General features: G+C 51.9%; 4 protein-coding genes, 1 tRNA gene and 1 pseudogene. 3 read left to right on the top strand and 3 right to left on the bottom strand.

Annotated elements, in window-relative coordinates:
• Window positions 1-118 (top strand): annotated as a pseudogene (locus FV228_RS17180) (IS5/IS1182 family transposase); the annotation flags it as partial.
• Between the two features lie 182 nt (window positions 119-300).
• Entirely contained in the window at window positions 301-666 is a 366-nt protein-coding gene (locus FV228_RS17175; RefSeq protein WP_246693932.1) for a metalloregulator ArsR/SmtB family transcription factor, read from the top strand.
• A 610-nt stretch (window positions 667-1,276) separates the two neighbouring features.
• Here the strand turns inward: FV228_RS17175 and FV228_RS17170 are convergent.
• Window positions 1,277-1,675 (bottom strand): acyl-CoA thioesterase, encoded by a 399-nt coding sequence (locus tag FV228_RS17170; protein ID WP_147855739.1) that lies wholly within the window; start codon window positions 1,673-1,675, stop codon window positions 1,277-1,279.
• A gap of 1,276 nt (window positions 1,676-2,951) precedes the next feature.
• On the opposite strand from FV228_RS17170, the gene FV228_RS17160 reads away from it, so the two are divergent.
• A complete protein-coding gene (locus tag FV228_RS17160; RefSeq protein WP_147855737.1) occupies window positions 2,952-4,100 on the top strand; it encodes a DUF262 domain-containing protein in 1,149 nt (382 codons plus the stop codon).
• Between the two features lie 1,959 nt (window positions 4,101-6,059).
• Here the strand turns inward: FV228_RS17160 and FV228_RS17150 are convergent.
• Together FV228_RS17150 and FV228_RS17145 are read right to left on the bottom strand one after the other, a co-directional pair.
• A tRNA-Thr gene (locus FV228_RS17150) sits at window positions 6,060-6,134 on the bottom strand.
• A gap of 186 nt (window positions 6,135-6,320) precedes the next feature.
• Window positions 6,321-6,590, bottom strand: a 270-nt coding sequence (locus FV228_RS17145) for a hypothetical protein (protein ID WP_147855735.1), incomplete at its 5' end; no start/stop codon positions are given.

Genomic DNA, 6,590 nt, shown 5'->3' with positions numbered 1-6,590 from the left:
CTGTCGGCGCCTGGTCAAGGATTACGAGCGTTATGCCAGCACGCTGGCAGGACTTCATATGGTCGCCTTCGTCTGTCTCATGCTGAAACAGGCCGAACGACTGATGACAGGTGCATAACACGCTCTAGCCAGATACCAAACGTCACCGCTTGGGCTTTGGTAGAGTTCTCGGCGATCTGACATTCGAGGCACCTCGTTCCCTCAGCAGCCTACGCCAGCGGGAAATGACATGCGAGTTCGCCGATAGAAGGGCTAACGGAGCCGACGACACAGACTGCCGGTGAACTCCGGAATTGCCCTGTGACACTCAAATTCTTGCATGCCAGCTTATGGCATGAGATGTTCACCCAAATGGTTGAGCATCCTCGAAGCGGCCTCGACGCCGTGTTTCATGCCCTTTCGGATCCGACCCGTCGAGCGATGATCCAGCAGTTGATTTCTGCAAGCCATACGATCTCAGAGCTTGCTCGGCCTTACAGCATGTCTTTTGCCGCTGCTTCGAAACACGTAAAGGTTCTTGAAGAGGCAAACCTCATCCAGCGGGATATCCAAGGTCGAGTGCATCACTGCAGCCTCAATTCAAGGGCGTTGGTGACAGCCATTACATGGCTCAGCTCGATCACAGCATTCAGGGACGAACAGCACGAAAGCCACGAAGTCAGCTAAGGCAAAGTCTTACTACCTGAAGCACACGGACTAAAATTGCGGCGAAACGATTTTAGTGCTAAAATCCTCGAAAGATTGCGACGATAACCAGCGTAAGCACAAGCGACAGGACGAGTGAACCGAGACAGCCAAGACGATTTGAAAAGAAGAAAAACATGATTAAATGACGCTCTGTCTGTGTTGTCTTGTTTAGCGCATTTAGAGGCAATTAAAAATACAAAATCAAACTCGTTCCCATTCGTCAGCTAGATCTGATAGGTGTCCAGAATACGATCGGCTGCATGGCCGTCATAGCACTCTACTTCGACCGTGACTGACTGCGTTTGCCCTCTATATAGACGCAGAACAGCCTCCGCCGCATCTGCCGCTTTCCGTTCTGACTCTGATTCGATCCTGGTGGTGCATCCAGGTGCAGCGACCACGACCCGGCAAAAGATCTGTTCCATGTGAGGTAAACCCCCAGGGAGCAGTCTCGGTTCGAGCGCCCAGACGCCGCAGAAGCATTTGGGGCTTCGTTCAGCTCACCGACTGTTGTGATGCTGATTGATCGACGTTGCAGCCTCCTGGGAGGGCAACCTAACCGTCACCCAATCATCCTGTCCGAGCGTGGCTATTTCGACTGAGCGTCGTTTTGATGGCGAGGCTTTCCATTCTCATCCAGAGCCACGTAGGTGAAGACACCCTCGGTAACCTTCTCCGCATTGCTGCCGGATCGATCCCGAGCCCATGTCTCTATCTTGACCGCTATCGAGGTGTCGCCTTCCTCCTGAAGGGTGCAGTAGACGCTCACTTCGTCACCTACCTCGATGGGTCGAATAAACCGCATGGCATCAATGCTAACCGTCACAAAGCGCCCCTGCACCCGTTGAGCCACAAAAGTCCCACCGGCCAAATCCATCTGAGAGACGGTCCAGCCTCCGAAGATAGCCCCAGACGCATTGGTGTCCCGAGGCATGGCAATGGTTCGTAAGTGCGGACCGTCTGGGACGTTCGGGATCTCGTCGGCCATTCTCGCTCCATTCCCACATACGGCGCCGTTCAGGAGACCACCTCAGCCAGCGGTGAGCCTTCACTGGCGAATAGGTCAACCGGGTCTTAATTCGCGTAGTCTCACAATCAATGTGCCGTCCTACTCCCGTTGCAGGTCAGCAAGCTACCGTCACGGTCCGCTTGTGGGCTGAAGCCACACCGGGCAAAACTGTGCCGTTGCGAATAATTTTTCATTTTCCCCTTGACGAGGCATCGGGTTTTCGGAAAAAATCACTCCGACAAGACATTATGTTCCCCGGCCCTGCCACCATGAGACCCGCCCTTAAGCCCTTAACCGATGGGTTTAGTGTTTTTACGTCTCATTTTTCTCCAAGCAACTCTCCTAAAAGCCGAGAGTTGCCACATGGCACGATGGCCGTCTAAGCCGAACTGGTCAACCATGGTTAAGCCTTACTGTGGGATCGGCATCCATAAAGCCTCCTTCGCTACCTTCAGATGGGCTCTTAAAGCTACTGATTGGAAGCTGACTTGTTTGGGCATTGGAAAGCCAGACCGGCATCCTCGAGCACGCTTGGTTGGAGCTGCGACGCTTGAAGTGATGCAATCTCATCAATGGAAGTGTCCCACCAATTCGCTTATACGTTTGTAGACACATCTGAGAAGCGCCTGGAAAAGGCAGCTTCATAAGAGAACGTATTATTCAGCATGACTAGAGAGGCAATAATAGAAGATATCAAAACTCTTAAACCAGATGTATTCGTTTCACGCTACATATTCGATCGCTGTCCGGCCGTATTTTCGGACAGGCACGACTTTATAGAGTGGAAATCTAAGTTGGCTGAAAAATTAGACGTAGATGCAGCCTCAGTAACACTGGTTGGAAGCGCCGCTATAGGCGTTAGTTTGAGCCCTTACAAAGATTTCAAACTGTTCGATAAAAATTCTGACGTCGATGTCGCCGTTGTATCCAGCTATCATTTTAATCTTGCATGGCGTTACCTACGAAACAACTATCATAACAGATTTAAAGTTACATCCAGACAAAGAACTTCATGGGACGAACATGTATCAAAGTTCATATATTGGGGAACTATTGCAGCTGATAAGCTTTTGCCACTAATGCCGTTTGCAAAAGAATGGTCAACAGCTTCCACCGATGCGTCATCTAACCCAATAATTGCAGATAGGAGTGTAAGTTTTAGGATTTATTCAGATTATGAAGCGCTCCGATCGTATCAAGTTACATCAGTAAGGTCATTACGCACCTCCATAGCAACGAGATTGGCATAATAGTCATGCATAAATTCACAGAGACAACCAATAGATCCATTGCGTGGCTCAAAAAAGCCAACGAAACCGGTCAACTTGAAATGTCTCCTCCATTCCAGCGAAACCCAGTTTGGTCAGAAAGACAAAAAGGTTCCCTCATCGAAACTATACTGTTGGAATACCCCATACCAGAAATATACATGCAAGATGTCACAAATCACATTGGCGATGAAAAGCATATTGTTGTAGACGGACAGCAAAGAATAAGGGCGGTTCTGGAGTATATTTCTGGCGGATATGCTATGGGCGAGGAAGGCTCAAAGTGGAATGGCTTTTATTTTGAAGACCTTTCTGAAGTGGACCGGCGTAAAATATACGAATACAAGTTTGTTACTCGTATACTGCCAGAAATGACAGAGGAACAAATTCGTTCCATATTTCAGCGTATCAACAGAAACACGGTTGTACTTAATGCGCAAGAACTGAGGCACGCCACTTATTGGGGGCCTTTCATCAAATTAATGGAAGAGCTTGCTGACTTAGATTACTGGTCTTATTTTGGTATATTTTCTCCGAACGACAGACGAAGAATGTTAGATGCTGAGTATATCAGCGAGATAGCTGTAGCATATCTCAACGGGCCACAGAATAAGAAAACTAAACTCGAAGATTATTATCAATTATATGAGTCAGATTTTGACGATTATGATAGATTGAAAAATCTCTTTACGAAAGTTCTTGGCGAAATTGACCAATCAATTAACAGCATCTATAGTACAAGGTTCAGGAAAAAATCTGATTTTTACACTTTGTTTTTAGTTCTGGCCGAACATGAAGACAAACTACCTCTGTCATCAGAAAGACGTGAGCGTCTATACAAATTCCTACAGGTTTTTGGAGAAGTCGTGACCCTTCAATTATCTCGTCACATTACTTCAACTACCGACTTCGTATTGGATTATGCGAAAAACGTGGACCGAGCAGCCTCCGATATAGGGGCAAGACGTGCACGCCATAGAGCATTGTCTTTTGTGGTTCATCAAGCAATCAATACTGATGATAACGAAATATTTGATACATTGAACAGGTCAATTCCTAGAAACGTACTCAACGCTGATGGAGATTCCACGCCAGAGTTAGTTTATCATGGGCTTGATGCATCAGAGGAGGATTGATTATCGGGACTATTTTTGTAAAGGTTTAGCTCGCTAGCTCACGCTTGAGAGCTGCAAGTGCTTTCTCCAAGGTCTCGCCAAGAACCCAATTTTGAGCATCAGATATTTCATAGAATTCATTAATTGTACTTTGGGCGGCTTAACGTTGAATTGGACGTTCCGGCCGGTCCTGTGCGTTCTGGCTTTTCGCTTGGCAACAGGAGCCTCAGGCTGAACAGGGTCAGAAGCTAGCTGTGGTGATGGGGGCGGCTCACTGCTGTGGAAGTTCGCTGCTCTAGCGATGGCCTTCACGTCCTTGGCTCTGACCGCCGTAAGGTCCTCCTCATCCTTGGCTGCGAGCCCACTCAGATCGAAACCGGCGTCGGCTTGCTGGCACAATTCTGGCACACTAGGCTGTACCAGGAGAGGCAATGAGCCCCTCCCTAGGCTTGACTGGTTAGCAAGCCGCTGATTATTCTTCGAAAGCTAACAGCTTGTTTTGAGGGAGCTTTCGGTCGGCGTCAGGTCTTACGAGAGGATGGCCTTGCCGTAGGCCTCGAGTACGCCCTCGTCTATTATCTCGGCCTGATAACGAGGAAAGCGGTTCATCGAGTCTGCCAGCATCGTAAGCGTCGGTGTTTCGTATCGTCGGCCCACGGATGCAACACGATGACCGGTAATGGCATCCCGTAGGCGTTCTTCAATCCCCGCTCCTAGAGCCCGTGTCTTCCAAGTGTGTCTCCAACCATGATTCGGATCGACACTGGGATCTAACTTGACCGCCTCACGCACCCACTCGGCTACTGAGCGACTTCGTAATTCTGCCGGCGTGGCCGCCGACCTCACTCGGTGTTTCTTTGGATCGTAGAAGAGTGGGCCAGCTGGTAATGCCTCTACAAAATCGAGGAAACCCTGCTCGATCAAATGAGCGTGTAAGGGCACCATCCTGGGTTCGCCCGTTTTTGTCACCCGTAGATGCATGATTGGAATTCCTGCCTCGATACGAATATCTCGCTGCTCAAGGCTAGTAAGCTCGCCGATCCGTGCTCCTGAGTAAGCTGCGAGCCAGGGGCACCAGCGTCGAGCAGATGCCCTAGTCGGATTACGGACATTGGGTTCTACGCACGAGGCAGCTGACAGGATCGCTGCTATCTCGCTTTCTCGAAAAGTCCGCTCCCTTTGTGCGACGATCCTAGGCTCATCCAAAGACAAGCCTGCAGCTGGGTTCATTTCTAGGAGCTTGTCGCTTGCTCGGCTTGAGGCCCACCGGAACACCGAGCTGACGGCCACGAGATCGTTCTTGTTGATCGCCCGAGGGCTGATGCCTTCAACGTCCCGCCGACGCTCCGCCCAGGCGAACACATCGTCAGAAGTTAGATCCCGGGCGTCTCTTCCATTCGCAAAAGCGTCGAAGGATCGGTAGCTGCCACGGTAACGCTTGATCGTGTTCGGGGCTCGCTTGTCCGCCCGGTCTAATGCCCATCGTTCGAATAGATCGCCCGCTGTGAAATGAGGTTCATTTTCCTTGGCAGGGGAGGGGGCCGGCAAGGGCTCCAGTGGAATGACATTTCCCACAGGAACAAGATGACGACGCCAATCCTTGCGTTCGAAAACACTTCCGTGACCCGTGCTTGAGAGAACCCCGCTTCGCTCAGCTTGCCAAAATTCTTTCAGGGCGCTGTCAGCAACCGAATGCCGGGCTCGTGCTTCCTTCGGCTCTTTGGTCCGCAACGAAGCTTGAACGACAGATCCAACCTTGATCGATGCCCAAGCTGAGCCGATGGGTAGCCACACCGTTTGACCCCTCAATCCTACAAGAAGGTCGGATGGGGCACGTTGACGCAGATGGTAGATCCCTGTCTTGGGGTCCTTCCATGGCCGGGCGATTCGAAGGGACAATGTGTGAGACCGCTGTGTGAGAGTAGCGGTTATCCTCGGATCGTCGCCTACTTAACCTACTGCCACCGTTAGACAAAAATCTGGTGCCGGTGGAGAGGATCGAACTCCCGACCTTCGGTTTACAAAACCGCTGCACTACCGCTGTGCTACACCGGCCCACGACACGCTTGCTACCAGTCGCGGTGCCGCCGCTCAAGCCGGCCCGGGCGAGGATCCAGGGTCCGACCGAATGGCCTGTGCCAAGGCTGGTGCCATCTCCGGTGCCGGCGGGACAGGAAACGGCGCCAGATCCTTGAGGTGACGCGTTCAGGCCGAGCCGGCGTTTAGTCGGCGGCGCACGCTTCAGCGCCCGGAGCCGCGGACCAGGGCCTTCAGGCGCTGGTCCGCCCGGTCGATGCGCTCGGCGATGCCCCGGCGGATGCAGCGATCGACGGAATCGCCGGCGTAGAAGCCGGTTGTCTTATCCTGGTGCCGGCAGGCCTGGATCGGCGGCCAAGCGACCACCGCCGCCACGACCAGCAATACGATCAGGCTGTCGACGACGAGCCAGCCCTTCCAGCCGAGGCGGAAGCCACGCCGGCCGGCTGCCCGCGGGTTCCGCGGGCAGCCGGC

Source organism: Methylobacterium sp. WL18 (assembly GCF_008040015.1).
Classification (GTDB): Bacteria; Pseudomonadota; Alphaproteobacteria; order Rhizobiales; family Beijerinckiaceae; genus Methylobacterium; species Methylobacterium mesophilicum.
Note: the sequence above shows the minus strand (reverse complement) of the source record. Positions and strands in the feature narration are given on the sequence as shown.